The sequence below is a fragment of the Roseibium sp. JB4-4 genome (genome assembly GCF_055693425.1).
Map to the genome: position 1 here is coordinate 1,770,718 of NZ_CM146333.1, position 25,443 is coordinate 1,796,160.

The 25,443-nt window shown below is 55.0% G+C and carries 17 protein-coding genes and 1 pseudogene; 5 read left to right on the plus strand and 13 right to left on the minus strand.

Annotated elements, in window-relative coordinates; all coding sequences use genetic code 11:
* Positions 1 to 13 precede the first annotated feature (13 nt).
* The gene (locus ACZ1HV_RS08155; protein WP_472717793.1) at positions 14 to 322 is read left to right on the plus strand and encodes a response regulator; all 309 of its coding nucleotides are present in this window, start codon (positions 14 to 16) and stop codon (positions 320 to 322) included.
* 94 nt (positions 323 to 416) lie between these two features.
* A complete protein-coding gene (locus tag ACZ1HV_RS08160) occupies positions 417 to 2,744 on the plus strand; it encodes a methyl-accepting chemotaxis protein (RefSeq protein ID WP_472717794.1) in 2,328 nt (775 codons plus the stop codon).
* 132 nt (positions 2,745 to 2,876) lie between these two features.
* Here ACZ1HV_RS08160 and ACZ1HV_RS08165 read toward each other — a convergent pair whose 3' ends face one another.
* Positions 2,877 to 3,926, minus strand: coding sequence for an AbrB family transcriptional regulator (locus ACZ1HV_RS08165; protein ID WP_298959272.1), 1,050 nt, complete (start codon positions 3,924 to 3,926; stop codon positions 2,877 to 2,879).
* Between the two features lie 113 nt (positions 3,927 to 4,039).
* Complete coding sequence (locus ACZ1HV_RS08170) at positions 4,040 to 4,780, minus strand: glutathione S-transferase family protein (protein ID WP_472718417.1); 741 nt, start codon at positions 4,778 to 4,780, stop codon at positions 4,040 to 4,042.
* A 102-nt stretch (positions 4,781 to 4,882) separates the two neighbouring features.
* Here ACZ1HV_RS08170 and hemN point away from each other — a divergent pair, with 102 nt between their 5' ends.
* Complete coding sequence (hemN, locus tag ACZ1HV_RS08175) at positions 4,883 to 6,247, plus strand: oxygen-independent coproporphyrinogen III oxidase (RefSeq protein ID WP_472717795.1); 1,365 nt, start codon at positions 4,883 to 4,885, stop codon at positions 6,245 to 6,247.
* A 48-nt stretch (positions 6,248 to 6,295) separates the two neighbouring features.
* Here the strand turns inward: hemN and ACZ1HV_RS08180 are convergent, their stop codons facing one another.
* The 6 genes from ACZ1HV_RS08180 to ACZ1HV_RS08205 all read right to left on the minus strand — a co-directional run bounded on the left by ACZ1HV_RS08180 (position 6,296) and on the right by ACZ1HV_RS08205 (position 12,005).
* Positions 6,296 to 7,378 carry a MerR family transcriptional regulator gene (locus tag ACZ1HV_RS08180; RefSeq protein WP_298959266.1) on the minus strand — a complete coding sequence of 361 codons (1,083 nt, stop codon included), beginning with the start codon at positions 7,376 to 7,378 and terminating at the stop codon, positions 6,296 to 6,298.
* Between the two features lie 123 nt (positions 7,379 to 7,501).
* Positions 7,502 to 8,215 (minus strand): Crp/Fnr family transcriptional regulator, encoded by a 714-nt coding sequence (locus ACZ1HV_RS08185; protein WP_298813416.1) that lies wholly within the window; start codon positions 8,213 to 8,215, stop codon positions 7,502 to 7,504.
* A 251-nt stretch (positions 8,216 to 8,466) separates the two neighbouring features.
* Entirely contained in the window at positions 8,467 to 8,808 is a 342-nt protein-coding gene (locus tag ACZ1HV_RS08190; RefSeq protein ID WP_152502879.1) for a response regulator, read from the minus strand.
* A gap of 144 nt (positions 8,809 to 8,952) precedes the next feature.
* Positions 8,953 to 9,558 carry a response regulator transcription factor gene (locus tag ACZ1HV_RS08195; protein WP_298813419.1) on the minus strand — a complete coding sequence of 202 codons (606 nt, stop codon included), beginning with the start codon at positions 9,556 to 9,558 and terminating at the stop codon, positions 8,953 to 8,955.
* A gap of 19 nt (positions 9,559 to 9,577) precedes the next feature.
* A complete protein-coding gene (locus ACZ1HV_RS08200; protein ID WP_472717796.1) occupies positions 9,578 to 10,771 on the minus strand; it encodes a two-component system sensor histidine kinase NtrB in 1,194 nt (397 codons plus the stop codon).
* A gap of 61 nt (positions 10,772 to 10,832) precedes the next feature.
* Positions 10,833 to 12,005 carry a pyridoxal phosphate-dependent aminotransferase gene (locus ACZ1HV_RS08205; protein WP_472717797.1) on the minus strand — a complete coding sequence of 391 codons (1,173 nt, stop codon included), beginning with the start codon at positions 12,003 to 12,005 and terminating at the stop codon, positions 10,833 to 10,835.
* A gap of 277 nt (positions 12,006 to 12,282) precedes the next feature.
* On the opposite strand from ACZ1HV_RS08205, the gene ACZ1HV_RS08210 reads away from it, so the two are divergent.
* The gene (locus tag ACZ1HV_RS08210; RefSeq protein WP_472717798.1) at positions 12,283 to 15,804 is read left to right on the plus strand and encodes a PAS domain-containing hybrid sensor histidine kinase/response regulator; all 3,522 of its coding nucleotides are present in this window, start codon (positions 12,283 to 12,285) and stop codon (positions 15,802 to 15,804) included.
* Between the two features lie 29 nt (positions 15,805 to 15,833).
* Here the strand turns inward: ACZ1HV_RS08210 and ACZ1HV_RS08215 are convergent, their stop codons facing one another.
* Complete coding sequence (locus ACZ1HV_RS08215) at positions 15,834 to 18,326, minus strand: putative bifunctional diguanylate cyclase/phosphodiesterase (protein WP_472717799.1); 2,493 nt, start codon at positions 18,324 to 18,326, stop codon at positions 15,834 to 15,836.
* Positions 18,327 to 18,535: 209 nt separating this feature from the next.
* Entirely contained in the window at positions 18,536 to 19,222 is a 687-nt protein-coding gene (locus ACZ1HV_RS08220) for a response regulator transcription factor (RefSeq protein ID WP_298813429.1), read from the minus strand.
* Between the two features lie 456 nt (positions 19,223 to 19,678).
* On the opposite strand from ACZ1HV_RS08220, the gene ACZ1HV_RS08225 reads away from it, so the two are divergent.
* A complete protein-coding gene (locus ACZ1HV_RS08225) occupies positions 19,679 to 20,548 on the plus strand; it encodes an acyl-CoA thioesterase (RefSeq protein ID WP_298813431.1) in 870 nt (289 codons plus the stop codon).
* A 44-nt stretch (positions 20,549 to 20,592) separates the two neighbouring features.
* Here ACZ1HV_RS08225 and ACZ1HV_RS08230 read toward each other — a convergent pair whose 3' ends face one another.
* From ACZ1HV_RS08230 to ACZ1HV_RS08240, 3 genes and pseudogenes are all read right to left on the minus strand, one after another.
* Positions 20,593 to 21,132 carry a hypothetical protein gene (locus tag ACZ1HV_RS08230; RefSeq protein WP_472717800.1) on the minus strand — a complete coding sequence of 180 codons (540 nt, stop codon included), beginning with the start codon at positions 21,130 to 21,132 and terminating at the stop codon, positions 20,593 to 20,595.
* 148 nt (positions 21,133 to 21,280) lie between these two features.
* Positions 21,281 to 22,935, minus strand: a pseudogene (locus ACZ1HV_RS08235) (cisplatin damage response ATP-dependent DNA ligase).
* 90 nt (positions 22,936 to 23,025) lie between these two features.
* Positions 23,026 to 25,347 (minus strand): methyl-accepting chemotaxis protein, encoded by a 2,322-nt coding sequence (locus tag ACZ1HV_RS08240; protein WP_472717801.1) that lies wholly within the window; start codon positions 25,345 to 25,347, stop codon positions 23,026 to 23,028.
* Positions 25,348 to 25,443 lie beyond the last annotated feature (96 nt).

Consider the following 25,443-nt stretch of genomic DNA (forward strand, 5'->3'; position numbering starts at 1 on the left):
GGAGGAGAATGCCGTGTGTCAAATTCTGCTGATTGACGATATGCAGCCGGTTCGCCACGCGATTGCGGCCACCTTGCGGAAAGCTGGGCATGAAGTTGTCGAGGCCGAGGACGGTCAGAAAGGTCTCGATATCGCTTCTAGCCGGACATTCGATCTCGTGATCACCGATATCATGATGCCGGCAACGGACGGCACAGATGTCGTGTTTGCGCTCAAGTCTGCACCGGCAGGGCCCAAAGTGGTCGCCATGTCAGGCGGGGGGCCGGCATTCCTGCGAAGGAAGCACTTCATCTTCCTTCTTCGCAGGCCGACGCAGTTCTGAAGAAGCCTTTCACAAACGAAGTTCTGATCGACACAGTGCGCGATCTCACCTCGAGCTGATCTAGACATTCATCCACGCTTTCGGAGGGGTAATCGTGGCCTGGTTTTATAATATGCGGCTTACGCAGAAACTTCTGCTTGCCTTCGGTGCATTACTTGTCGTGATGCTCTTTCTCGGCGGAAAATCCGCCCTGATGTTTCAAACACTCGATCACGAATTCTCCGAATTCTCCGAGCACGGCAATGCTCTTGCTGCCGCGGCGGACATCACGCAAGGGTTTTCAGAGATGGAGATCTCGGCGATAGAATACGTCACCAATCCAACTCCTGAAAATCTCGAGAAGGTTGATGTTGCGCGCACTAGTGTCGCTTTCATGATCGATGAAAAGCTGAAAAAACTGCATGTGCCGGAAGAGGTTGAACGCCTCGAGGATGCGAAAAAACATATCGAGATCTATTGGAAAAACTTCCAGAAACTCGCCGAGGAGCGTGAACAGCAGCTCGTTATTGTGGACAATCAGCTCCACAAAACAGGCGACAAGTTGCAGTCGGAAATTTTGACGGTCTTCAAGCATAAACTGGAAGGCGAGCTCGCAAGCGAGACCCCAAGCGAGACACTTGATCTCGTCACGGATGCGACGGTTCACCTGCTGATCGCCCGCGATCATGCCAACCGATATGTCTATTCACACGATGAGAGCGAACTCGACTACGCTCTTTCGGAGATTGAGCGGGTCAAGAAAGACCTTACGAGCGACTCCATGGCGGCGCTGAAAGGTGAAGACAAAGCACTCGTTGAAGATGCCGTTCATCAGATAGAAGTCTACGTCGCGGCCCTGAACGACTACCGTGCACTTGATCAGGACATCAAACGGCTCGAAAAGGATGTCATGCAGGCCGAGGCGAAGATCATCACTGACGATCTGGAATTGATCAAAAACTTCGCAATCGAGGCCGAACACAAGCTCGAAGATCTGGTTCACGCACAGACATCCAGCGCAATTCTGTTTTCGATTGCTGGAACGCTGGTTGGATTGGTCCTTGGCCTGTCAGCCGCTATTGTCCTCGGACGCATGATAAGCCGCCCCATCGTCCAGCTTTCGGGCACCATGCACGACCTTTCTGAAAACAGGCTCGACACACATGTCGCTGAACCGCGTGGCAAGGACGAAGTCGCAGATATGACCCGTTCGGTCATCGTGTTCCGGGACGGTCTGATCGAGCGCCACAAAATGCGCGAAGAGCAGGAAAGGGACCGCGAGACTTCGCAACGGCGCAGGGACGAACTCGATCAGATGGTCGGAATCTTCGGCAACACCATCCGCGGCATTTTCAAACGTATGTCAGAATCGTCCACCGAAATGTCCACGACCGCCGAAGACCTGACCCAGAATGCAGATCATTCAACGTCGCAGGCTTTAACACTTGATCAGGACGCCTCGGAAACCTCCGGCATGGTCGCAACGGTTTCCTCCGCCGCCGAGGAACTGATTTCCTCCATTCAGGAAATTCAGCGAAACGCCGACCACTCGGCGGAAATTGCCACGAAGGCTTCCGGAAAGGCGGAAGAAACGCGCTCGAACTTTGCGGAACTTGTCAGCGCAGCAGACCAGATCACAAGTGTGGTCGATCTCATTCGCGAAATTGCGGACCAGACCAACCTCCTGGCCCTGAATGCGACGATTGAAGCCGCGCGTGCAGGTGAAGCGGGCAAGGGATTTGCGGTGGTTGCCTCCGAAGTCAAGGAGCTTGCTGCACAGACCGCGCGCGCCACAGGTGAAATCGGCAATCAGGTTGGCGCTGTTCAACGCACTGCCCAGGGCGCTGAACAGCACATGAGCGAGATTTACGAGACTGTTCAGGAAATCAGCGAAGTTGCCAACAGCATTGCAGCCTCGGTTTCGCAACAGCAAAGCGCAACCTCGGAAATCGCGCAGAGCATGGAAACCGTGTCGAGCAATGCAATGAGGGTTCGTGATAGCGTCTCCGTCATGCGCGACAACGCAGAAAACTGCGCGTCTTCGTCGCTTCTTGTCAAAAGAGGGAGCGCCGTTGTCTATGATGAGGCCGTGCTCCTGGGCTCGGAGGTCGAAACCTTCCTCGGCGCGATCGGCAACAGGTCCGATGACGAGACCTATCGGATCTATGCTGTCGACTGGGCCGCCAATCTGAGCGTTGGCGACAACCAGATGACCGCACAATGTGTTAGCATCTCTTCGGCCAACTGCGTGATCGATGTCAAACTCGATTGCCCGGCCGGGACACCTGTCGTGTTTGAGACGGAGTGGCTGAAAGAGCCTGTTCAGGCGCGCGTCTCGGTAACGGACGATCATGGCACCACGCTGCAGTTCCCGCTGAAGCTGGACCATATTGCCGATATCAAGTTCCAGCTGGAACAACTGAGCCTGCGCACAGCCGCTTGAGACAGATCGTTTCGCAAATCAAAAGGGCCGTTGCAAAACGGCCCTTTTTTCTTGTTCGCATTGAGAACCGCGCAAGCTTGGAACAAACTGTTCAAACAAGACTGCGATTTCTGTCTTTCCCTCATTGACGCTTCAGGTTGGCCGCCTGCCCAGGACCAGAACGGTTATCAGCGGCAGCAACAAAACCATGCTTGTGAATCGGACAATCTGATGGGCGGCGACAAAGGCAGGATCGAGATCGAGCATGAAGGCAAGCAGCGTCATGACTTCCAGTCCGCCGGGCGCATAGGCAAGAAGCGCCTGACCAAAGGGAATGCCGGCCAGTTCCGACAGGAGCAGTGCTCCGGCAATCGACGTCAGAAAGGCGGCACAAAACGCGGCAATCGATGCGCCCAACACGCTCATGAATTGGCGAAATGTCATGTTGGCAAATCGGCAACCGATCATCGCTCCCATCATGACAAAGCAGGGCAGCACAACAAATTCAGGTAGAGCCAGGGTCAGAAGACCTGTCGCGTTGAGCCCCGCGCTCATAAAAAAGGCACCGGTCATCCACCCGCCAGGCACCCGAAGCTTTACGGCCAAAAAGCTGGCTGCCAGACAAAGCGGCAAACCCAAAAGGATTTCCAGAGGCGTGGAAACGATGACCGACATTCCCTGCCCTGTCGGTTCACCATTGGATGTCACGACAGCGAAGGGCAATATTGCGACCAACACAAAAAGACGGAGAGACTGACTGGAGGCAATGCGCGGCAGGTCCGCGCCGCGCTCTGTCGCCAACGCAATCACGTAGTTCAGCGCGCCGGGAATTGCTCCGAAAAAAGCCGTATCACGTGACCATTTGGCGCCGAAATGCAGCACGACATACCCTGCCATTGTCACGGCAACCACAACAACAACCAGCAAGGCCATGGAAACTGGCCATTCTCCTATCCGTTCCAGGACATCGGGACGGACGCCGGCTCCCATTGACAGGCCGATCAAGACGAACAGCGCGTCACGAAGCTTGTCGGGCAGCAATGTTGGCGCACCCGCCAGCGTTGCAAGCGCAACAAAAACCATCGCGCCAGAAAGCCACGCGGCCGGAAGGTCCATAATATAAAACGCTGTTCCTCCCAACGCGGCAATCAGTACCGTAAGGAGAACGCGGCCGAAGACCGTCTCGATAGACATCGAATTCATGAGCAACCGTTTTCTGATAGGGAAGATACCCTATAGAACCGTCCTACAGCTTTGGCATGCTTGATTGCTTCAATCAACATAAGCTGAATGGCAGATCGGCCAATTTGTCAGACTTAAGCCGTTGTACCAGGCAAGGTGACAGGTTTCGGTTCGCTGAAGGGCAACCCCTTAATGCCTTCGAGACTGCAAGCGCGATTGACTGCAGGGCGATCCTCCAGCTCCTCAATCATGCGTTTAAGATAGGGTGTGCCAAGCGGAGCCCATTTGCCGTCGTTGCGATAGATCTGCGCCCAACGCGCGCAACAGGCTGCATAGTGATCCAGACAAGTCAGCTCCTGTCCCATGAGATACGGACCGCCGCTTGCCGAGATTTCGCGGTCGAGCAGGTCAAAGCTCCGCGCAATCCGCAAGATGAGCCCGTCTGACAGATCTTCGGCCGCCCTTCCTTCCGCAACATATTTGTACGGCTTGAACGAAATCCTCAGTTCCGAATGAAGGGTATTGGAAATGAAGAAAAGCCACTTGAGGAACCGGCCCCGTTCCAAGGAGCCAACAGCCGGACCGAGACAGCCATGCGTCTCGACGAGATGAAGGAGAATGGCACCGGTCTCAAAAAGCGGGGCATCTTGCCCCGGCACTTCTAATACCGGAATAAGGCCTTGCGGATTGAGTTTCAGATAGGCTTCGGAATTCTGCTCTGAACGAAGCCGGTCAACCGGCACATATTGATAGGGCGTCTCCATTTCTTCCAGCACAAGCCGCACAACCAGATTGGCGCTGTCAGGAGATCCATGGAGGCGGTAGGTGCCGGCGGCGGGCTTATCGGAGCGCTTGGGCGTGGTTGATGTGCGCATTTCAGTCAAGCTTTGCCCCTTCCCGGAAATTCTCGCCTGACTTCAAACAGACGCTTGAGCAAGATCAAGGAACGGATCGGCGAAATATCAGAAACAAGAACCATGATGAAAGATCCGCTTTCCTATGCACTGCGCAATGTACCGCGCTACACGAGCTACCCGACTGCGCCCCATTTTCATGACGGCGTCACGGCAGAGACCTATGCAGATTGGCTTCGGGCGGTCACGCCGGCTGACTCGCTCTCGCTTTATCTGCATGTGCCGTTTTGCCGGGAGCTTTGTCATTATTGCGGGTGTCACACCAAAGCAACCCGTCAAGATGCGCCGCTAAAGGCCTATGCCGCGACATTGGGGAAGGAAATTTCTCTTGTCGGTGCGCAACTTCAAAAGGCAGGCCCCGTCAGGCACATACATTGGGGCGGCGGCACCCCGAGCTTGCTTCCGCGAGAAAGCCTTGTGGATCTGGCCGGATTGTTGCGGGTGATGTTCAATTTCGCTCCCGACGTTGAACACGCAATCGAACTGGATCCGCGTCTGGTATCCGCCGGTCTGGCGGAGACCTTGGCCACCATCGGTATCAACCGGACCAGCCTTGGCGTTCAAGACTTCGATCCGGAAGTGCAAAGGGCGATCGGCAGAATTCAACCCTTTGAGATCGTGGAGCGCGCAACGGCCAATCTCCGAGCAGCCGGTCTAGACGACCTCAATTTCGATCTGATGTATGGGCTGCCTGGCCAGTCCAGAGAAACTATCCTCGATACGGTTGAAAAAACTCTTGCGCTGGCGCCGGGGCGGATTGCGCTTTTCGGCTATGCCCATGTGCCCTGGATGCGCAAGCACCAGAAACTGATTGACGAAAGCACCTTGCCGACAGCAGCTGAACGCATCGCACTGGCTGATCTGGCGAGAGCCGAATTGCTGAAAGCCGGTTATGTTGCCATCGGTCTCGACCATTTCGCACGTGCCGATGACAGCATGGCAATTGCCCTGATGGATGGATCGCTTAAACGGAATTTTCAGGGTTACACGACGGATCAGGGCGAACAATTAATCGGCTTTGGCGTTTCCTCCATCGGCAAGGTGTCGAACGGATACATTCAGAATATGCCGGATGTCGGCAACTGGCGCCGCAGTGTTGAAGCCGGCAAGCTACCGGTGTCGAAGGGACTCGCACTTTCTGCGGACGACCGGTTGCGCGGTCACATCATTGAAGAGTTGATGACCAACTATTCCTGCGATCTCAAGCCCGCCTGCAATGCATTTGGCTTGTCGACCCATGATCTTTCAGACGCTATCGACGCTCTTCAAGACCTTGCAAGAGATGGCCTTGTTCGGCTGGACCTCGGTGCAAACGACAATGCCAAGGTCGAGGTAACGGATGCGGGCCGCCCCTATGTCAGGCTCGCGGCAGCCGCCTTCGACGCCTACCTTTCCGAGGGCAAGGCCCGCCATTCTGCAGCCATCTGAATATTCGTGAAAAGCCCGGACGTTCCGGGCTTTTCTTTCACGTAGGACTTAAGGAACCGGCCTCATAAAGAGGCCATTGAGTGTCTCATCCGGGCATTGCGACAAGCCCCATTCCATTCGCCCGTTCTCAAATTCGACTATATAGATGTCAAAGCCATCGACCCCAACACCGCGGAACTCGACCGATCTCATCTGACCAAGACGCTCAAGTTCTTTGACCACGACCGGCAGTTGCTCCTCGACAAGTGACTTCAAAACAGGCGTCATTTCGACATAGTCCGGTTTTCCCTCGCGATGTTCGCCAATCAGCCGGCGCAGTTTCTGTTCACCACCGGCAAAGGGCGTCTTGTTCCGAATTCTGTCCTCCAGTTTGGCTTTCGCCGTCGCAAAGACACCTTCGGCGCACCTTTCAGCTTTCATTTCGAAACCACCTTGGTGCAGGACCAATCCTTCAACCGCGCCTTCCGCATCTCGTGAAAACGTGAACTGTGCCGGTGTCACCTTCAGAAAGAACCTGTCCGGTGCTTCCGCAAAGAGATCGAACTCCGGTTGGCCAAGCAACTCTCCACGCAGTGCCTTGCCGGTTGAGGTGATCCTGATCGCAATACCGTCCTCAAAACGATATTCGCCAGCGCAAGCCTGCAGGTTTTCCCGATCAGGCTCGATCTCCGTTCGGGGACGCGCTTGGTCATATCGCTTCCAAGCATATTCATCCGCTGCTTCGTTCATTTTTGTCTCCTTTGCCAAATCAAGGAGATCACCCATAGACAAGCCTTCTCCAGCCAGGTTCTTGGATTGAAGCTGGGCCACGAGACGGAGGCCGCGTTCAGCCTGTTCCTGACGGGCGGTCAGTATTGTTTTTTGAATGTCCAGCAGTCGGCCGACATCCGTCATTCGCCCTTCCAAAATCTCGGCAATGGCCGACAGACTGAGGCCAAGCTGTTTCAAGCTCAGGATTTCGTTCAGCCTGGCTATGTCTCCAGAGCTGTACAGCCTCCAGTTCTTCTGTGAGCGAACAGGTGACAGTAGACCGTTTGCTTCATAGACCCGGAGAGTTCTCACTGAGATTCCGGTTCGTGCGGCGCACTCCGCCGCAGTCAACAACACATCCTGAGGGCTTGTCTTATCCATGGGAACCTCCTGAACAGGCTCCCTAAGCTATGACCGTAGGTTCGGCTCAAGTCATTATTTGAAAAAAACAAAAAAGAAGGCTGCGGAAACCGCAGCCCCAGGGAGGAACATGCCAAGTGGGAGTTAGTGCATGCCGGTCATCTGACAAAGGCTGCAAACTTTGTTCAGATGGATCTTGTCTGCCTTGTCGACCCTGATGACGCCGCGGCGTTTCAAGTCGGACACGACACGACTGACTGTTTCGATGGTCAGTCCGAGATAATCTGCGATTTCCTGCCGGGTCATATGAAGATGAAGATCAAACCCGTCTTGTTCTTCATTGTCCGGTCCAACGCACCCGATACCACCACGGTCGGGAACGAGGTGCATCAGGAAGCTTGCGACACGCTCAACTGCCGACTTGCGCCCAAGGAGCACGGCATGTTCGTGAAGAACACGCATCTGGTTTGTCAGGCAGGTGCTCAGCGTGCGCTGAAGTTCATTGGAGCGCTCGACTTGCTTCAGGTCGATTTCGTTGACTTCTGCTTCGGTAAGTGTCTCGGCGGTACAATCGTATTCGTCACTACCGGCCAGGCCAAAAATGTCGCCCGGACGCAGCACTTCCACGACCTGACGCCGACCGTCGGGCAGGAGCTTGTAGAGCATCACCGACCCTTTGACGAGTTCATAAAGCCGTTTGCTCGGGTCACCCTCGTAGTAGACCACCGAGTGGGTGTCATACTGAGCTGCCTTTGCACCGAAAGCCGAAAAGGAGGATGTTTCCGAGGAGAAGACCGGTGCGGCGCTGTGCGCGAAAGATGCACCCTGGCTCGGATTGCTTGCGTCGAAATATGCCATTTTCCCTCCTTCGAGCAGAAATGCCCGGATCTGATCCGCAAACCAGCAGGTGCTTTCCTGTAAGGGGATCCAATCGTCCGAACCCCAAACCGCCCCGTTGCCGATGCAAGCGCCCCGTCCGACGCTCGCCGTTTGCATGATCAAACTTTAGAGACAGAAGTAGAGGGACGAAATTCGGTCGACTGCGTAAGAGGAACTACATATGAGGTGAAAAGACGCGCGATTTTTTGTCGCTGGGTAGGGATTTCTTCTTATCCCATTGCGTCCGAAATCATCTCTATCGACAGCGGTTTGCGCAAAACTTTCAGGTCTGGCAACTCGCGCAACTGGCGCAGAAGATTGGTTCGCGACTTTCCGGAAATTGCAACAATATTGGGAGGTTGCCCAGAATCCAGCAGATCTCGGATTACGTCTGCACCGCTCCTGCCCGGCAGTCCCAGGTCAACAAAGACCCAGTCATCCGTTGCGATGCGCGCCCGGGCGAGGAATGTCTCGCCGTCCGGATATGTTCTGGGACGATGATCGAGATCTTCGAGCGCCATGGCAAGCGCATCTGCAACCGCTTCATCATCCTCTACAATATGAACAACCACGTACTGCAATCCCATGGTCAGGCACAATTACCTGACCTTGCCTTACAGATACTCCAAATTTACAGCTCGGGATGTACGCACAAATACCAGCATGCATCACAGCTTTGAGAGCAAAAGGCAGAATTCTTCGAACTTAACGACGCTTTACGCAGTTGGATGCCCAAGTACAATGCGCACCAGATCAGCCGCGTTCCGAGCTCCGAGCTTCTCCATAATGCGCGCACGATGTACTTCGACAGTCCGCGGACTGATGCCCAGTGTCCGGCCGGCTTCCTTGTTCGAAGCGCCGTCGGTGATCTCCTTGAGTACCTCAAGTTCACGCCGTGTCAGAAGTTCAGCGCCCTGGAATGTCGGGCTTGCAACGTCCCCTTGTTTCTTCATACGGGAGATCCCGTCGCGCACACGCTCCAAGACCGTCTCGGCAGAGAAGGGTTTTTCGATGAAATCGAAAGCGCCGTTACGAATAGCTTCAACAGCCATCGGGATGTCGCCCTGGCCCGAGATGATAAAAATCGGTGCCGGGTAGTTTTCAGCATTGAGAGACTTCAAGATCTCAATTCCCGAACGGCCTGGCATATGCACATCCAGCATGACGCATGCCGGAACAGCCTTGCTGGCCGATTCGATAAATGTGTCGCCGTCGGAAAATGTCTCGACCACATATCCTTCCATATTGAAAAGAACAGACAGCGCGTCTCGCACCGCAGGGTCATCATCAACGATGTAAATGGCCTCCGCGTCAGCTTTCATGTGGACGTATTCCTCGCTCTTAATCTTCTGTCGTGGCAGAACCGGATGGCTCGACCATTTCTTCGTCTTTCGGTTCGACCGGCAAGGTCAAAACGAACGACGCTCCACCATCCTTGTTATTCTCCAGTCTCAAATCACCGCCGTGATTTTGCGCGATTGAGCGGGAGATTGCCAATCCCAGACCGACACCCTTGTGTTTTGCGCCTGAAAAGGCTCGAAAGAGATTGCCTGCAAGCTCTTCAGGAACACCCGGGCCATTGTCTGTGACCCGAAACTCCAAGGTGTCGCCAATCCGGGAAACGGACAGGAAAACTTTTTTCTGCGGCACGTCTATCACTGCTTCGCGTGCGTTGCGAAGAAGATTGATCAAAATCTGACGGATTTGAACAGGGTCTGCCTGCAGCATTGGCAGTTCTTTGGCAACATTCGCCTGCAGATAGGCGTATCCATCGGAACTCCCGAGCTCTGCCATTTCCACACAGGTCTTGATGAAGTCCTCAACCTGAATGGTCTGCCGTTCTGGAGCTTTCTTTTCCACCAGCTGGCGCATGCGCTGGATAATTTCGCTGGCGCGTTCGGCTTCACGGACCGCTTTGCCGATCACATCAACAATGAGCGGATCCAGTGAGTCTTCGGCATTGGCCTTGCGGGAAACGGACTGCAGATAAAGCAGAACTGCCGTCAAAGGCTGATTGAGTTCATGAGCAATAGCTGCGCCCATCTCATCCAGAGCGCTGATCCGGGTCATGTGCAGCAATTGCGCTTGTGTCTTGGACAAGCGGTCTTCCATGGCCTTGCGCGGTCGCAGATCCCGCAAGATACCGATGAACTGGCGTCCAAAATGCGTCCCGGCTTCACCCACGGACAGTTCAATTGGGAAAACCGTGCCATCCTTGTGTTGCGCCTGCACTTCCCGGCCGATGCCGATGATTTTCTTTTCACCGGTGGAAATGTAGTTGTGCATGTATTGCTTGTGCTGGCTCGCGTAGTGATGGGGCATGATGCGGCTGACATCCCGGCCCAGCAGATCCGCGGCCTCGTAGCCGAACAACTGTTCGCAGGCCTTGTTGAAAGCAAGAATCTGACCGCGCTCGTTGATGACCACGATGCCGTCTGCGGCTGTATCGAACACGCTTGCAAGACGCGCTTCCGATACGGCTGCGTTTTCCTCTTCCCGCTCTATTACGCCGTCCTGCCCCATACCGACACTCAAATGGATTCCACGCCATTTAAGGTTTAGGGGCTTTTACGTATCCGAACAACCCACCCGGCACCTAAATCGCTGTCAGCCAAGAATTAATTCGGTCAATGGCCGTTTCCAGATGGTCTGTGCGGCGGGCGTAGCACAGGCGAAGATGGTTCTCACCGCCAACACCAAAGGCGGTGCCCGGCGCGAGACCGACGCCGGTTTGACGAACAAGGTCGAGGGCGAACTGGCGAGTGTCTTCAACACCGTCTATGGAGAAAAACAGATAGAACGCACCGTCCGGCGCCTGAATGTTCACCCGGTCAACCTTATTTAGCCCTTCAACAACGCAGTGTCGGCCTCTTTCGGCTCTTGCCACCTGCTCTTTCAAGAAATCATGTCCCTCGCTCAAAGCAGCGACCGCGCCCCACTGAGAATAGGACGGCACACCGGACGTCGAATATTGAATGAGGTTTTCGATCACCTGGCCAAGGACCGGCGGAGCCGAGATCCATCCAATACGCCATCCGGTCATGGCCCAGTTCTTGGACATGGAGTTGACGAACAGGATCTTGTCTTCCTCGTCCGCCACATCATAGAATGAGGGGGCCCGACGTCCCTCTCCATAGTAAAACAAGGCGTAAATCTCATCAGCGATGATCCAGAGATCATGTTTTCTTGCAAGCGCTACAAAATCCTTGAGAAGCTGACGGTCTGCAACCCACCCGGTTGGATTGCATGGTGAATTCAAAAAGAGTGCCGATGTTCTTGGCGTGATGGCGGCCTCAATGTCATCCAGGTGGAGCTGCCACCCGCTATCGGATTCCCGCATGGGCACGCGAACCGCTTGAGCACCGTGAATTTCCACCGCGGCAGTGATGTTTGGCCAGGTCGGCGACGGAACGATCACCTCCTGGTCTGCGCCCGAAACAGCCTGAACGGCGAGCTGGATGGATTGCATGCCGGACCCGGTCACGAAAAAACGTTCCGGAGAAAATGATCGACCGTAGAGATCTGAATGATAGGTGGCCAACGCTTCACGCAGTTGCGGAATGCCGCGCTGGTAGGTGTAAAAGGTTTCGCCGCGGTCCAGTGAAGCTTTTGCCGCGTCGCATATGAATGCGGGCGTCGGCAAGTCTCCCTCTCCTGCCCAAAGGGGGATCAGATCTTCCCGGCCCCGGCCAGCATTGAACACTTCAACAATTCCGCTTTCCGGAGCGTTTCTGGCTTCCGGGCTCAGTTGGTCTATCAGGCTGGTCACGCCGACTCCTTGCTTTCCTTGCACCAAGCTTACTTACTTTGCCGCCATTTGTTTCATGAAAGGATGTGAAGAAGACTTCACCAATGGTGATCAATCGCTCGAACAATCCGTGCAAAATACAAGGAATGCCGATGTTGTTCACAAGGCGAATGGACAGAACCACTTAGCTGTGGTCGGATCACAAAATTGCGAAGCTGAATGCCACTGCGCAGAGACGCAAGGGCAATCATCATCTGGCGTAATGCCAAACCGGACGGGAGGACGGTAAAACCAGACCATGCTGCATGGATGGCTCGTGATCTTAACCGCAACGGCCTACATCCTGTGTCTGTTCGCGATTGCAAGCTACGGCGACCGGATGAGACGGCGTTTTTCGTCGCGCTCTGGCGGCCGACCGTTTATCTATGCCTTGTCGCTGTCTGTGTACTGTACCTCCTGGACATTTTTCGGCTCTGTTGGCAACGCCAGCCGAACCGGTATTGAATTCCTGACGATCTATATCGGCCCACTGCTCGTCTTTGCGCTCGGCTATCCGTTGCTGCAGCGGATAATCCAGATCTCCAAGACAGAGAGCATCACCTCGATCGCCGACTTTATCGGCGCTCGATACGGCAAGAGCCAGTCGGTTGCCGCTCTCGCCACGCTGATCGCCGTCATCGGTGTCATTCCCTATATCGCTCTGCAGCTCAAAGCCCTGTCGCTGTCGATCACCACGATGGCCGGATCTCTGATCTCGCCCGGCTTTATTTTCGCGCCGATTTTTGACGACATAACCCTGATGATCGCGCTCGGCATGGCGATCTTCAGCTGGGCCTTCGGCACACGGCACATAGACGCCACCGAGCACCAGGAAGGACTGATGCTGGCCATCGCGGCTGAAGCGGTGGTCAAGTTGCTCGCCTTTCTGGCGGTCGGCATATGGGTCACCTATTTCATGTTCGAAGGTCCGCTCGACCTCGTCCGCGCAATCTCGGAAGCTCCGGAAGTCGCTCAGGTTTTCGACCAGCCCATCAATATCGGCAACTGGCTCGTCATGTCCTGCCTGTCGGCCTTTGCCGTCATTTTGTTGCCGCGTCAGTTTCATGTCACCGTGACGGAAAACAATTCCGACGAAGAGTTGCGCCGGGCCACCTGGATGTTTCCTCTTTATCTGGTGCTGATCAATCTTTTCGTTATTCCGATTGCCGCTGCCGGCATGCTCAGGTTCGGCCAGGACATCAACCCTGACACCTATGTTCTGGCACTGCCGATAGATGCAGGTCAGTACTGGCTGGCCATGTTTGCGTTCATTGGCGGTCTGTCTGCTGCGACCGCCATGGTGATCGTCGCCACTGTTGCGCTGTCCATCATGATTTCAAATGACATTGTGGTGCCCTTACTGCTGCGCCGTCACAGCGAAGAGGACATTGTCAACGCAAACGGCCGCGACATGAGCAGACGGCTCCTGACCATCAGGCGTCTGGCGATCTTCGGCATCCTGCTGCTTGCCTATGCCTACTACAAAGCGGCTGGCAATACCGCAGCTCTTGTGTCCATTGGCCTGTTGTCATTTGCGGCGATTGCACAGTTTGCACCGGCCTTTGTCGGTGCCCTCTTCTGGCGCCGGGCAACCTCGCTCGGTGCTATTTCCGGTCTTTGCGGCGGCTTCATTGTCTGGGCCTATACGCTATTGCTGCCGACTTTTGCGAAGTCCGGCCTTTTTTCCGACGGTTTCCTGGCAACCGGCCCTTTCGGCATTGGATGGCTGCAACCCCAGGCGCTTCTCGGCATTGAGATCGATCCGTTCATACACGGCACGCTCTGGAGCCTTGCCGTCAATATCTGCCTGTTTGTCGGCGCTTCTTTCATTCGAAAGCCACTCCCGGCGGAAACCATCCAGGCAAACGTGTTCGTCCCGGCAAAGCTGGCCCCCTCGCCCAACTTGCGGTACTGGCGCACCTCCGTGACGGCGGGCGATCTCCAGGCAACTGTTGCGCGCTATCTTGGCGACGTGAGAACCGAACGTTCCTTTCAGCGGTTCGCCAGCGAACGTGGCAAGGAGCTGGACCCGAATATGATGGCCGATGCCAACCTGCTCAGGTTTTCAGAGCAACTCTTGGCAAGCGCGATTGGAGCTGCCTCCTCTCGCCTAGTACTCACATTGATGTTGAAGCGGCACGACCCCTCCACGAAGGGTGCGGTCAAGCTGCTCGACGATGCCTCCATGGCGATCCAATACAACAGGGATCTGCTGCAAACGGCGCTTGATCAGGTTCGGCAGGGCATCGGCGTGTTCGACCGGGATCTCAGGCTGATCTGCTGGAACCGCCAATTCCGCGACCTCCTCGGATTGCCAGCAGAATATGGGCAGGTCGGCACGACGCTGGATGCAATCGTGAGGTTTAATGCCGAACGCGGTGAGCACGGGGCGGGTCCGGTGGAGGCAATTGTTGCAGACCGCCTGGAAAAACTGGTGCTGGTGCAGGAGACCTTTCAAGAAAGACTGGCCTCCAACGGAACGGTATTTGAAGTGCGCATCAGTCCAATGCCCGATGGTGGCATCGTGACGACCTATACGGACATTACCGAGCGGGTGATGGCGGAAGATGCGCTGGCACGGGCTAACGAAACACTGGAACGCCGTGTGCGCGAACGCACAGAAGAGCTGACCTCTGTCAATGAACGCCTCGTTGAAGCGACCCACGCCGCAGAAGAAGCCAACATCGGCAAGACGAGGTTTCTTGCGGCAGCCGGCCACGACATCCTGCAGCCACTCAACGCCGCCCGTCTTTATGCCTCTGTTCTGGTGGACAAACTCAAGGACGGTGAAGACGGTTCACTTGTCCGCAATGTCGAAACAGCGCTGGAATCCGTTGAAGATATCATCGGTGCGGTGCTCGATATTTCCCGGTTGGATACAGGAGCGTTGAAGCCGGAACCAACCGTCTTTCGGCTGGATGAAATCCTGCGGGGACTTGCCCTGGACTTCCAGCCTGTTGCTGAGGAGAAAGGGCTGGAGCTGCGAATTGTTCCAACGTCTCTATCCGTTCGGACGGACCGCCGTCTGTTACGGCGGCTGCTCCAAAACCTCGTCTCAAACGCGTTGAAATACACGCAGAAAGGCCGCGTGCTCGTTGGCTGCCGCAGACGCGGCAAACGCATTCTGGTTGAAATCCACGACACCGGCATGGGCATTCCCAAAAGCAAGCAAAAGGCGATCTTTCAGGAATTCCATCGACTGGATGACGGAATGCGCGTGGCAAAGGGTCTCGGGCTCGGACTTTCAATCGTCGAACGAATTTCCCATGTACTGCAACACCCCGTGGAATTGCGTTCAGAGGCCTACAAAGGCTCCTGTTTTTCGGTCGAATTGCCTCGCTCGGCAGCCTTGCCGGATCTCACACCGGTTCAGCAGATGCCCGCATCATTGGGACAGCTGGACGGCCTATGCGTGGTTGCGATCGACAACGAACCCGATATCCTCAGTGGAATGCAGCACTTGCTTTCCAGCTGGAATTGCAGAGTGTTCACCGCTGCGGACGACACGGAAGCGGCAGCAAAACTGAATGAAGCCGGCCTGACACCCGATGTGATCCTTGCCGACTACCACCTGGACAATGGGACCGGCATTGAAGCCATTGTCAGATTGAGATGGAAATTCGGAAACCAGATCCCGGCGATCCTGATCACGGCAGACAGAAGCCGGGCCGTCAGAACCGAAGCTGGAGAAAAAGACATCAGCTTCTTCAACAAACCGGTCAAGCCGGCTGCACTAAGGGCACATCTGGCGCGTTGTCAGGCAGGTCAGGCAGCAGAGTAACTTACAAGGTATTGTGGCCAGGACGCTGTTCAACTGGCCGGCTTCAAAAGCCCGGCCACCGGCGAATTCTCTTCAGAAAGAGGCTGGTCCCAGTCTTCGTTCACAACGTCGGTGATCTTCATTGGGTTCGCGTTCGGCTTGCCGAAATAGTAGCCTTGCATTGTGTCACATCCAAGCGTGCGCAAGGCATCGACCTGAAACTTGCGCTCGACACCCTCCGCTGTCACTTCAAGACCAAGATTGTGCGCAAGTGCAATCACCGCCGAAATGATGGCCAGCCCGTCGCTGCGCTCACCGATTTCGTCCACGAACGACTTGTCGATCTTGATCTTGTCGAATTTGTACTGCCGCAAATACGAAAGCGACGAATAGCCCGTTCCGAAATCGTCAAGCGCAATGTGAATGCCGAGTTCGCGCAGTTTCGCAAGTTTGGTGGAAGCTGTTCCGAAATCCTTCAGGAAGACGGATTCCGTGATCTCCAGAACCAACCGCTCGGGCGGGAAGCCGGTTTCAGCCAGCACAGCTGTAACCTGCTCGACGAGATTTGGATCCATAAACTGAACCGGTGACAAATTGACGGCAATACTGTTCAGCTCCGGGCACTGCGCTGCGGCGGCACAGGCACGTTTGAGAACCCAGTTCCCCAATGGCAAGATCAGGCCCGCATGTTCGGCAATAGGAATGAATGTGTCCGGGCCAATTTCGCCACGCGTCGGGTGGAACCAGCGCACAAGCACTTCACTGGATACGACCTTGCCAGTGCGCGCATCGACAATCGGCTGGAACTCGGTTGCCAGTTTGCCGTATTCAAACGCCTCGCGCAGATCGGCTTCCATTTCCCGGCGCTCCCGGACTTCCCGCTCCATGTCGGCTTCAAACGCAAGTGCCCTGCCGCGTCCGCTTTCCTTGGCCTTGTAAAGCGCAATATCCGCCTTGCGCATCAGGTCATCGACTGTGTCGGTGTCATCGCGAAGGCGCGTGAAACCAACCGTTGCACCAATAGCAAAATCTCTGCGGCCAATCCGAAATGGCTTGCGGGTCACATTGACCATTTCCTCGGCGAATGCACTTGCTGCCTGATCGCTCACGAACTGCCCAAGGGCGGCAAATTCATCACCACCAAATCTTGCAAGAACCGTTCTGCCTTCGCTGATTGAGGAAAAGCGGCTCGCGACCTGTCGCAACAACTCATCTCCGGCCGGGTGTCCGCTTGTATCGTTCACAACCTTGAAGTTGTCCAGGTCGATAAGGAACAGCGTCAAAGTCGTCCGGCCGGTTTTTGACTGTTCTTCAAGCAACTGCTCAGCCTGTTTCAGGAACCAGCTTCGGTTGCCTATTCCAGTCAGGGAATCGTGTTCGGCAAGATGTGAGACAAGTGCGTTAGCACGCCGTGTCTCGGTGATATCTGACGCCACGCCGCGATATCCTGCAAAGGACCCATGATCGTCATAAACCGGGCGGGCAGACAGGGACCACCAGCGCTCGTCGCCCTTTACATCCACCCCGATAACTCTGTCGCGGAATGTCTTTTGAAGTTCCAGCGCTTCTTCCAGGTCGCCGACAACATCACGTGCTTCGCTTTCGTCGAGCGAATAAGCGAGGTCCACCATGCGCAATGTTTCAAGTTCGTCTTGTGTTCTGCCGCTGGCGTGAACAAAACGCTCAGAGATATTGCGCAACGTGCCCTGGCTGTCCGCTTCCCAGATCCAGTCGCTGGCCTTTTCTTCAAATTCATTAAGAAGTAAAGCGATCAACTCTCCGCGGTGTTCAAGTTCGGCCTCCGCCAGGAAGTGAGATGCGAACAGCCACCCTGCGGACGCCACGCTGCAGACGATCACGACCGCATAACTCGAAAGCAGAAACAATAACGGCCAGGTGGATGCACTCGGATCGATGGAAAGCGACAGGACTGAGGCAATGAAAATAATGGCCACCCATCGAATGGCTGCCTGAGGAACAGTCGCAAGAGCAAACCCGCCACCGCAGATCATGCCGGTGGTCACACAAGAGGCGATCCAGATAGCGTTTGCATCACCGCTCGAAAACGCAGCGATCGGCACAACGGCCCATAAAGCGCTGAAGATCGTGGCATGGGAAACCGCTTTGTCGAGTGCCCGCCGGGAGGCCGACTCGATGGGAGACCGGCTGGCACTGATCCATTTGCTCGTTGTGAGCGTCAAAAGTCCGACGACGGCAGCCAGCCAGCCAAAGACGACCACGTTCGGCAGAATTCCCAAGAAGACAGGGACAATGACAATGGCATTGATCAAGTTCGCCAACACAGTGAAAGGTGTCAGGCGGGCAATACTGGAGATCTGCGCCGCGCGAACCTTGCGTGCAACGTCCTCCTCAACGACCGGATACCCGAAAGACAGAAGAAAGGCCCTGGTTGGATCGGAATCCTGCTGACCGGTCGGGGTGACCGTGCGATCTTTTAGCTCTCCCTGGACTGTCTTACCAGTCGAAAGGAATGCCCTGCCGATCGTCAGCAAGACCAGTTTCCAGTGGGCGCTAAAGCGCATTTTGTCTCCGCGATTGCTACTCGAAACTTGAGCGCGGAATCTCCCCGCAGGACGAGCTATAGGGGAATACCCTGAAGGTCCGGTAAAGACGCCCGAATAGAATCGACAGGAATTTCAAATTACTTTAGGGGAAGCGCGCAAGCAGGGTGGTTCTTGCACTGGCAGAAACCGGGCAGAATTCGGGTCTATTTGCCAAAGCGCTGACCGCTTTAGCGCGCTTCTGCAGCTTTCGTTTCTTCTTCGCCGCCAAGCTGCCACTGGCCGGCTTCAATCTTCGACGCTTCAATCACGGCCTGGGTGCGGCTTTCCACACCCAGTTTTTGCAGGATCGCTGAAACGTGGGCTTTCACGGTTGCCTCTGATACCGACAGCTCATAGGCGATCTGCTTGTTCAAAAGTCCTTCAGAAAGCATCATCAGAACCCGCACCTGCTGCGGTGTGAGCGTGGACAAACGCTGCACAAGATCACTGCCACCGTCATCAGCTGACAAATCAACATCCGGCGGTGTCCAGACATTCCCGTTCATGACTTCGGAAATCGCCTGCCGGATGACTTCAATACCATGCGACTTCGGGATGAAACCTGATGCACCGAACTCAATCGCACGCCGAATGGCTTGAGGATCCTCATTGGCGGAAACAACCACGACCGGCACTCCAGAAAACTGTGCCCGCAAATACATGAGACCTGAGAAGCCACGCATGCCCGGCATGGTCAAATCCAGGAGAATCAGATCCGCATCCCCGTCCTGTTCCAGGCGTGTTGTGACGTCTTCAAGCGCACCAGCCTCTTCTATTGAGGCATTTGGAAACTGGGTCTCGAGCGTCTGACGCAGGGCGCCACGAAACAAGGGATGATCGTCTGCGATGATAAACTTGTACGTTGTCGCCGACACGTTGTTTTCCTCCCTCAACGGTCCTTTTGCAGCACAGTCCCCCGTCCAACGAATTGGGACATCCCTGTGCCTTAGACCATTTGGTTATCGAGCGTGACACTCATTCTTGCGGCCTTTAGTTCAGTATGTTTGCAACAAGGAGAACTCGCAAGTCAAACCATGCTTTTGGCGAACCCGTATTATTCGCAAATGCACCGCGGCAAGGAACAATGACCTAACCTTACGCTGAATAACCTAAGTATTAATTGCACCATGCAGCACAGCTCCCCAAACAACCCAGAGTTTATTTCACTTATGCGAAGTGAATTTATGAATGGATGCAGTATCCATTCACCCGTGAGCGTATTTTTTCCACAGACTACATTTGCTGTTGATAATTTACGTAAAGACAGCAACAAATGAACTTGCAAGCGATTGCACACATAATCAAAATCACTGGGCATACGATTTTAAATAATGACAATTCAGGCAACGCTATTTTCGTTTGTCAATCGCTGGGAATGCGATGAAAACGACCATCTTAACGTGCAGTTCTACTTCAACCGGTTCGAAGAGGCGGATCGTCAGTTTCGACTCATCTCGGGCCTGAGCGAAACCCTTGTCGGCGCAAGAAGGGTCCGACACGTCAGATTTCACAAAGAGCTGCGCACCGGCGACCTCATCACCGTTCAGTCGAGTGTTGCCTTCGACGGTCCACATATGTTGACCGTCATTCACGAGTTGCGGGATGGTGGCACCGGAATGCTGGCCGCGACGGCACTCGATGGTTATGAGCCAAATGCAAGTTCAGCCAAGAACCTCCGCCAGAGATTTTCGGATTATCAGACACCGATGATTTCCGAGGCCTCACCAAGAGGCCTCTCGGCCGGCCCTGCCGGCCTTCGAACGACGTTGCCCGGAGTGCAGTCAAAGGGCGCTCAGATCTGCTATCGGGGCACCGTCCTGCCGCGTGATATCGGCATTGACAACAAGGCAGACGATCAGTTCGCGTTGTCATGTTGTACCGACGGTGTTGCTCATGTTTGGCAACGCACACCGATGACGCATTCATATCTTTCCGAAAACGGTTTTGGTCGTGTTGCGGTGGAAATGAAACTCACATGGGCGACACCCTTAAAAACGGGTGACACAGTGATCGTGGCGACTGGATTTACCGGTGTGGGTCCAAAAACGTTCTCGATGCGCCACCATCTGTTCGAAAGCCGCACCGGCCGCCTGGCAGCCACACTTGACGTTGTTGCACTCACTATGGATCTAGAGGCACGGCAAGCCGTTTCTTTGCCCCAAGAGGCACATCAGGCCATCAACAAGATGCTGATCGATTGACGTCGGTAAAACAGGAAAATCTCGAAAATGGGAGTGAAGGAAAATTAGTTTCCTTCACCTTCGAAATCGCGCTGAAGCTCGCGCACCATACCGAAGAACCTGCGCATCGCGCTTTCGGTAAAGGTCATCATTTGCTCTAGCTCTTTCTCGTCCTTTTCGTTCAGGCGCGAGGTTTCATTTTCAGAACCTGTCTCCGGATCCGCCTTTTCAGGTGCCTTTCCCGGCGGCACTATTGCGCCATCGCCGGCCCCGTCTTCCAACTCTTGAAGCCGTGCCGTGAGACGGTCAACCTCTTCCGCAAGATCGTTGATCTCGGCAAGATACGCATCTTCCGCGAGGGGCACCGGATTGCACCGCCAGGAGGCATTCTGTTCCTTGCAGACCGACACAGTGCCGTTTTGCCGATCAACCCTCAGAATATCATCGTCAACGGCGACCAGTGAATAGCGATCAGCCGCGCCGCCTGTAACCGCTTCGATATCTTCCGGAGAGACCCTGCTCTCGGCACCGACTGAAGTGGCGAAAATCATTGCGGCCACAATGCCGCTCAGAAGGGAAAGAAACCACGTGTTGCGGTTTGACATTATGTGTCTCCAGTTACAGAACACGGCGTCTTCTGACACCCGCGCACTCAACAGGTGCCACAATTCCGTGTCCAAAGCACGGCCAATTGCCGATATTTCAAGACCTTCATCCGTCTCAAACCACCAGGACCGTTCGGCACACCGGGAGTTACCCTTCCACCGGCAGCAGCGCCTGGAGGGTTTCGATGTGGTCTGCTTCGGAAGGGGCTTGTCCCATCTCAGCCGTGAAATTCTCGGAAAACGCATGGCAATTCCAGACTTGTGGCGCGTTGAGCGGTTCAATCCCTCAAAAGCAACTTCCAGAACCAATCCCTTTTCCGGATCGTGACTGACTTCGCGAACCGGGCCGAAGCGATTGATTGTGTTGTTGCGGACAAACCGGTCAATTTCACGCAGTTCCTCGTCAGTGAACCCGAAATATGCCTTGCCGACAGGGACGAGTTCCGGTCCGTCATCCCCATGGCGCCAAACACCAAATGTGTAGTCTGAATAAAACGATGACCGTTTGCCATGACCTCGCTGTGCATACATAAGCACTGCGTCTACCAGTTTCGGTTCCCGTTTCCATTTAAACCAAAGGCCCTTTGGCCGTCCGGTTACATAGGGCGTTTCCCATCCCTTGAGCATCACACCTTCGACGGCCTCTGCGTTGCCGTCCTTCAGCAACTCCGCCGGCTCTGCACGGGCTTCAGCTATTTCCTTCCAGGATGATGCAGGCACCATGTCGGAGATTTCGACCCGCGGTTCCGACAACGTGGCAACAAAGGCTTCAAGTTTCTTGCGCCGTTCGCGGAAGGACAAACTGCGCAGATCTTCGCCCTTAAGATAAAGCAGATCGTATGCGCGGATAGCGGCCGGGTAGTCCCGCAACAATTTTGGGCCGGCGGTCTTTCGGTTGAGGCGCTTTTGCAAATCCGAAAACGGACGCACCTTGTTCTGCGACACGATCAGAAGCTCGCCATCAATGCAGGCGTCAAACGCAAGGATGTCCATGATGTCGGGGAATGCCTTTGAAATGTCCTCTCCGGTTCGGCTGTACAGGCGTTTCACTGGTTCACCTTGACGGTTTGTGCCCGACGACGCCTGGACCCGGATACCGTCCCATTTCCATTCAACGGCAAAGTCCGCTGCTGCCAGCAGCTCAAGGTCTTTGGTCTCGTCGAGCGGATGTGCGAGCATAACCGGCCGGAATGGTGCGGGATCATCAATGTCAGGCTGTTCGGCCTTACCTTCCGCCCAGGCAAAAAGTGCTTCGTATGGGGGTGCCATGCCGTGCCAGACCTCTTCGACCTGCGCGACATTCAACGAGCCCAGTTTCGCAACCGATGATTTTGCAAGGCGCGCCGAGACACCAACGCGCAATCCACCGGTGACGAGTTTCAGCAGGGCCCATCTGCCGGTTTCGTCAAGGGTATCCAACCAGCCGATCAAAAGGCGGGGAACGTCTGTTTTGCCGGCGTGTTCAAGTTGGTCGACAATATCGGCAATGTCGGGTGCAGGAGCATTTTTGCTATCAGTCTGCGATTTCTCAGGTGCAGGCCACATAAGCGCAATGGTTTCCGACAAGTCTCCAACGAAATCATAGGAAAGCGCGAAGAGCACTGGATCCGTGCGCTCGCTCACCAACGCACGCAGGAGAGCCGGTTTGGCATTCTTGAATGTCAGTCCGCCCGTCAAAGCCGCAAGCGCATAGCCGCGATCCGGGTCCGAGGTCTCCTGGAAATATCTGACCAGCAACGCCTCTTTTGCGAGACGTCTGGGCTCTAACGAGAGCCTGTCGAGCAGTTTCGAAAAGGAACGCATAAAACCAATACCAACCGGGAAAGCTTGTGTGTTGCAAGTCTTTCCCGGTTAAGTGTCTCAATCAGTTACAGCGTCAAGTTTTCAAGACTGTCAGGCTGCCGCCGCATTCAGGTCTTGTGCCTCGAGAAATTGCAGACCTGCAACATCGTCCCGCACCCATTTGACGGCCATCGGGAAGCGGTCACCTGAGGGTTCTTCAAACATCACCTGCATTCCTGCATGGGCGCCGTCGAAAGTCATGACACCTATGCCACCTTCCGAGCTGTTCATGAGTCTCGTGGTGTATTGCTTTCCGTCTTCAGTCGTCAGCGTAACTTCCTGTCCGGATTCCTGTTTTCGGTTTGCACGGCGACGCTCCTCGACATCGTGCGCCATTTCCTGCAGGAAGCCTTCGATGCCCTGGGCCATTTCTGCGGCGACGCGTTTGACCTCACCCGCGATACGGTCGACGGCTTCTGCTTCACCTGCAGTGATATGGATTGCCTCATCCACGGTCTCGGCGCTCTTCACGGCATTGCCGGTTTCCGTCGCCGCCATGGTAATGCTTTGTGATATTTCCTGGGTCGCAACGCTTTGCTCACCAACCGCGGTGGTGATTGCCCCGGTCACGTCATTGATCATTTCAATAGAGCCGGATATCCGCCGGATTGATTCTACCGCTTCATTTGTGAGGCCCTGAACAGACGAGATCTGGTTGGAAATTTCTTCGGTCGCCTGCGCAGTCTGCGTTGATAGCTCCTTCACTTCCGCCGCGACAACCGCAAACCCTTTGCCTGCTTCGCCGGCACGTGCTGCCTCGATGGTTGCATTCAGCGCCAGAAGATTGGTCTGTTCGGCAATGGCGCGGATCATTTCAACAACCGTACCAATTTTATCAACCGCGTCAGCGAGACTTGAAACATTCGTATCGGTGCGCTGCGCGACGTCGGTCGCCTCACCAATGACAGTGTTTGCACGATCTGCCTGATTCATGATCTCCTGAATAGCGGCCGACATTTCCTCTGCGGCCGCAGCCACTGTCTGCACGTTGTTCGAGGAAGATGTCGAGGCATCCTTTGCCTGGGTCGCAGCGCCCGAAGCATCCTGTGAAATATCCCGGACTTTGGCGGCTATCTCGGTCATTTCACCGGTCTTGGTGTTCACATCGGCGGTAACGCTCTCCATCAGTGCATGGAACTTGTTGATCAGGTCCTCGATGTGGTTTTGACGCATCCGCTCGCGATCCCGTTCCTTCACTGCTTCCGTTTCAAGCGAGGTGCGCACGCGGGAATTTTCCTGGAAGACACTGCCTGCCCTGGCAAGATCGCCGACTGCATCCTTGCGCTCGGTAAAAGGCATCGCAAACTCCGTGTCACCCTTGGCAACGCGAACAAGGTTCTGGGTCAGCTGTGCCAATAGCTTGTCGACACTACGCAATTGCCAGACACAGATTGCCAGTGTGATCAAAACGACAACGACGGTTTCTGCGAGCACATACATGAAGTGAGACGAGGCATCGCTGGCCATCTCCGCAGCGCGGTCTTCTGCGGCAAACAGCATCCCAAGCGCTGTCTCCCTGATCAGGTTCAGGCGCTCGGTCGCTTTCCCGAACCAAACCAAACCATCGATGTTCTGTCCGTCCTTTGTGTCAGGCAGCGAACGCAGGATCTCGCGCCATTCATCAACCTGGGCAACAACAGGTCCGGACACATTTTGGTTATATGCCTCCAGCTCTTCAGGCGTCGCAATACGCTTGAAATTGTCGAGGAAGGCGGATTCGATCGACAGGCGTTCGAAATAGGCCAGATACCTTTCAGCCGGCACCTCGCCGATTTTGGCGACAGTCGTGAACAATTGGCTGCCGATAGCGCGCTCCAGTCCGCCAGCCTCTGTCGCTTCCGTCAACAAGAGGAAAGGCGTCATCAGACTCGCGTACTTGGCGTCAGCGCTTGCATGCTGCGCTTCCTGGACAATGGTGATGAGATCCCGAACCTTGGTGGAATAGAACTTGAGATTATCACCCCCGGTGATCGATTTCCCGTCTATTCCGGCACGATGGACACTGATTTCATCCATCCCTGAAACGATATGCTCAACTTCGCTTTGCAGTTTTTCGCGGGTAATATCAAACTCGGCGACCATGTTGCCAAGTTCGCTCAAGGCGATGTCGGTTGCAGACCGCTGAGCTGACAGGAGGCCACTTTCTTTTGCCCCATATTCTGAAGCGAGAAGGCCAGCTGTGAGGCCCCGCTCTTTCTGCAGTTCATGCAAGAGTGCTTCCGATTTTTCGGCGACCTTGGCAATTGGCAAAATCTCGGAAGCGGTTGTGCGTTCCAGTCCCGCTTCCTGCAGCGCAATAAAACTGGCAAACACGTAAGCCAACAACGGCACAATAGCTAACAACGCAATTTGAACGCGAATCGATTTCAACATCGCAATTCCCCAAATCCAGCAATCCCTGGGGTAAATCTGCGCCTGAGCTGGTTAATTTTTGATATAACCAGAAGCTGAGAGATTTTAATTTACTAA

Bases quoted from the DNA above. Each gene is read 5' to 3' on its own strand.
- ACZ1HV_RS08165 (WP_298959272.1), bottom strand. From the start codon at position 3,926: ATGAATTCGATGTCTATCGAGACGGTCTTCGGCCGCGTTCTCCTTACG.
- ACZ1HV_RS08170 (WP_472718417.1), bottom strand. From the start codon at position 4,780: ATGCGCACATCAACCACGCCCAAGCGCTCCGATAAGCCCGCCGCCGGC.
- ACZ1HV_RS08185 (WP_298813416.1), bottom strand. From the start codon at position 8,215: ATGGCATATTTCGACGCAAGCAATCCGAGCCAGGGTGCATCTTTCGCG.
- ACZ1HV_RS08240 (WP_472717801.1), bottom strand. From the start codon at position 25,347: ATGTTGAAATCGATTCGCGTTCAAATTGCGTTGTTAGCTATTGTGCCG.
- ACZ1HV_RS08215 (WP_472717799.1), bottom strand. From the start codon at position 18,326: ATGCGCTTTAGCGCCCACTGGAAACTGGTCTTGCTGACGATCGGCAGG.
- hemN (WP_472717795.1), top strand. From the start codon at position 4,883: ATGATGAAAGATCCGCTTTCCTATGCACTGCGCAATGTACCGCGCTAC.
- ACZ1HV_RS08225 (WP_298813431.1), top strand. From the start codon at position 19,679: ATGACAATTCAGGCAACGCTATTTTCGTTTGTCAATCGCTGGGAATGC.
- ACZ1HV_RS08210 (WP_472717798.1), top strand. From the start codon at position 12,283: ATGCTGCATGGATGGCTCGTGATCTTAACCGCAACGGCCTACATCCTG.
- ACZ1HV_RS08195 (WP_298813419.1), bottom strand. From the start codon at position 9,558: ATGAAAGCTGACGCGGAGGCCATTTACATCGTTGATGATGACCCTGCG.
- ACZ1HV_RS08230 (WP_472717800.1), bottom strand. From the start codon at position 21,132: ATGTCAAACCGCAACACGTGGTTTCTTTCCCTTCTGAGCGGCATTGTG.
- ACZ1HV_RS08180 (WP_298959266.1), bottom strand. From the start codon at position 7,378: ATGGATAAGACAAGCCCTCAGGATGTGTTGTTGACTGCGGCGGAGTGC.